1 protein-coding gene is annotated in these 598 nt (G+C 67.6%); it reads left to right on the plus strand.

Going from position 1 to position 598, the window contains the following annotated elements:
• Positions 1-15: 15 nt before the first annotated feature.
• A partial coding sequence (locus ACFPCY_RS43070; protein ID WP_378265716.1) for a replication initiation protein occupies positions 16-598 on the plus strand: 583 nt, incomplete at its 3' end.

Below are 598 nucleotides of genomic sequence, written 5' to 3' on the forward strand. Positions count from 1 at the left end.
GTCAGGGTGGCCTACATGAACACAGCGACGTTTGCCGACGAGTGGACCGATCACTGGTTGCCTCGAGCTCCCCTTGCCGGTGACGTGAAGAGCCCGCGACCGAGCGTGTATCGCCACTCCCGAGCTCGTGCGCTGGAGCACTCCCACATCGAGGCCAACCCTCTGGCAGTCCGATCGTTGATCGTCACCGATCACGACGGCTCCGACGCCGACCAGATCGCTGATCTCAAGGGCCTGCCCGAGCCCTCCTACATCGCGCTGAACCCCTTCACCCGCTCCGGGCACATCGTCTACGCCCTGTCGACGCCCGTGTGCCTGACCAACTCCGCCCGTCGAGGGCCGATGAACCTGCTGGCGCGGGTCGAGACGGGTCTGTGTGACGTCCTCAGCGGCGATGTGGGCTACGCCGGGCGTCTGACGCGCAATCCCTGGCATCAGGGCTCCTTGCCCCTCTGGGGGGCCTCTGAGGCCTCCTACGGGCTTAGGGAGCTCTCCTGCGCCCTGAGCGACCTGGGAGCCCTGCCCGGCTACAGCCCGCGCAGCACGCTCACCCGGTCGGCAATCGGGCGTAACTGTGCCCTGTTCGGCCTCACCCGCC

This window comes from Actinomadura gamaensis, assembly GCF_042652125.1.
Taxonomy (GTDB): Bacteria; Actinomycetota; Actinomycetes; order Streptosporangiales; family Streptosporangiaceae; genus Spirillospora; species Spirillospora gamaensis.